At 44.9% G+C, this 2,388-nt stretch carries 2 protein-coding genes; both read left to right on the top strand.

Annotation, left to right across the window (positions count from 1 at the left end; translation table 11 throughout):
* The first annotated feature begins 16 nt into the window (after positions 1 to 16).
* On the top strand, positions 17 to 886 hold the full coding sequence (locus CAG69_RS07445; RefSeq protein ID WP_124007443.1) for a metal ABC transporter solute-binding protein, Zn/Mn family: 870 nt from the start codon (positions 17 to 19) through the stop codon (positions 884 to 886).
* 215 nt (positions 887 to 1,101) lie between these two features.
* The gene (locus CAG69_RS07440) at positions 1,102 to 2,151 is read left to right on the top strand and encodes a porin (protein ID WP_005374238.1); all 1,050 of its coding nucleotides are present in this window, start codon (positions 1,102 to 1,104) and stop codon (positions 2,149 to 2,151) included.
* Positions 2,152 to 2,388 lie beyond the last annotated feature (237 nt).

Here is a 2,388-nt window from a genome sequence, read left to right as displayed (position 1 = left end):
TTATAAAGTAATGAACATGAAGATAAAAAAATTAGCGATAACTTTTGGTTTGGTTATAGCGACAACACTTCCATCGTTGGCAAGCGCCAAAGACATTTTAACCAGCACTCCCGTGACGTACATGTTGTCTGAGCAACTCATGAAAGGTACAGGGATAGAGACTCAGTATCTGCCTCCAAAGCGTTACGGCGTTGAGCGCCTTGAGAACTGGTTCGCAAATAAAGGTACAGAGCAAGTTAAGCAAGCGGGTCAAGCCGCGACGGTTGCTATTACTCTTGGTGCGATTTGGAAACAAGACCCGACTTATGTTTACGCTCGACAGGGCAACATTCACTTGATTGAAATCGATGCATCGCAGGCCATTTCTCCTAGAGCCCAAGGAGTTGCAGTACTTACATTGGAAAACGGGTCAACATCGAAGTACGCATGGCTGAACCCTACAAACTTAATCCGAATGGCGGGTATTGTTGGAGAGGATCTACAACGTGTATATCCTGAACACCAAAAGGCGATTCAAACGAATCAACAGGCTCTTATGCTCAATGTGCGTGAACTGATCAACCAACAACAGGCAGAGATCTTCGATAAAGGCATCGATTCAGTGGTACTGATGAGTGAGTCATTAGAGGACTTTGCCTCTGGCAACCAATTGTTTGTGGTTGGGCGCGAATTTAAGCCGGAACTCGAGTGGACAGAAGAAGACAAATTATCTTTAAAAGCTCAGTTTGAACAAGATAAAACGCTATGGTTGGTGACGGATAAACGACCGTCGAAAACCTTGACATCGCTTATTAAACCGAGCCGCATACTGCAAATTGATGTTATTGACCGCTGGGGCAGTAAGGGTATCAAAACTGAGAAGCCACTCGCACGTTGGGAGATGTGACACGTAAAAAGCCACATATTTTATGATGGGGAATGAAAAGTTCCCTATTTTTTTGTGACTAAGTTCAAAATGTGAGCATTGATACCACTGGTTGCATAAGAAAGTGTTTGTTTCATTTCTATTTCATTACTACTTTGTTATGTGTTCGTTGCGATTGATTCGGATTTAATCTGTTTCTAAGCGAACCGGTACAAACAACTATACGGATGTTAACAATGAAAATGAAAACTCTAGCCGTTGCAGTGGCGGCACTAGCATGTGGTTCACAGGCCTTCGCAGCAGAAGTTTACAACAGCGATGGTACATCTTTATCGATCGGCGGTCACGTTTCAGTTGGCGTGGGTGAGTATTTCGAAGAAGAAGTAAAAGTTCACCAAGTGTCTCCACGTATCAATGTTGCGGGCAAGAAAGACATTGGCAACGGTATCACTATCGACGCTAAAGGCGAATGGGCACTTAACTACCTAAATGGTGGTAGCCAGTCGTTTTCAACTCGTTTGGGCTACATCGGCGCGACCCACCAGCAGTTTGGCCGTTTAGTGGGAGGTACACAGTGGTCTCCGTACTACGATGTCGCTGGCGTTGCGGATCTACCAATCGCGTTCGCGAACGACTTTTTGTACGACAATCACAACAATCTAGGTACTGGTCGTGCTGAAAAAATGATCAGCTACCGTAAAAGCTTTGAGTTTGGCGAAGGTTTTGCTTTCAACCTAGGTCTTGGTTGGCAAGGTGAAAATGATGATAGAGGCCTATCATTACAACAAAACCCTAACACAGGTCTTCCAGAATACGTTTCTAAAGGCAGCAAGTATGACCAACGTGGTCAAATCGCACTGAGCGGCTCTGTTGCGGGCTTTGGTCTAGGCTACGTATACAGCGGCGGTGATGTTGAGAATTCTGGTCTAGGTACTAAAACTGCTGAATCACACCTTGTTTCTGTAAATTACGGTGAGTATGGCTCTGGTCTGTACGCAGCTGTTGTATACGGCATGAACGAATACTTCTACGAGATGCGTGAAGAAACTACTCAGATTGAGGGCCTACTAGCGTACGGAGTCAACAATTGGACGTTCAGCGTTAACTACGAAGGTGTAGAAGACGACAAAGACAACAAGACAGTTTCAAGCGAAACTGCGCTACAAGCAGAGTACGCAGTAACTCCTGCATTCGTTACTTTCGCTGGTTACCAGTTTGACCTAGGTAACGACTACAACAATGAAGAGAACGACTACTGGACTCTAGGTGCTCGTTACTACTTCTAATAAATAGGCCAGTTTCTACTGCCTAAACACATTTATTGTGTTAACGCCTACTCGTTGTGAGTAGGCGTTTTTCTTTCTGCTTTCCTTTGGCTATAAGAGACGCTGGTCGTTCTGTGCTTAGGTAACCCCACTCCTTGTTTAGAGAGTGCGTCTATAAAAAATGCCCGCAACTTGCGGGCATTTTTGTTGTATAGAGAAAACCCCCAGCTAGGCTGGGGGTTCCGTAAAGCTTACAGC

The sequence above is a fragment of the Vibrio sp. V43_P6S15P86 genome (assembly GCF_009904725.1).
Classification (GTDB): domain Bacteria; phylum Pseudomonadota; class Gammaproteobacteria; order Enterobacterales; family Vibrionaceae; genus Vibrio; species Vibrio diabolicus.
Note: the sequence above shows the minus strand (reverse complement) of the source record. Positions and strands in the feature narration are given on the sequence as shown.

Bases quoted from the DNA above. Each gene is read 5' to 3' on its own strand.
- CAG69_RS07440 (WP_005374238.1), top strand. From the start codon at position 1,102: ATGAAAATGAAAACTCTAGCCGTTGCAGTGGCGGCACTAGCATGTGGT.
- CAG69_RS07445 (WP_124007443.1), top strand. From the start codon at position 17: ATGAAGATAAAAAAATTAGCGATAACTTTTGGTTTGGTTATAGCGACA.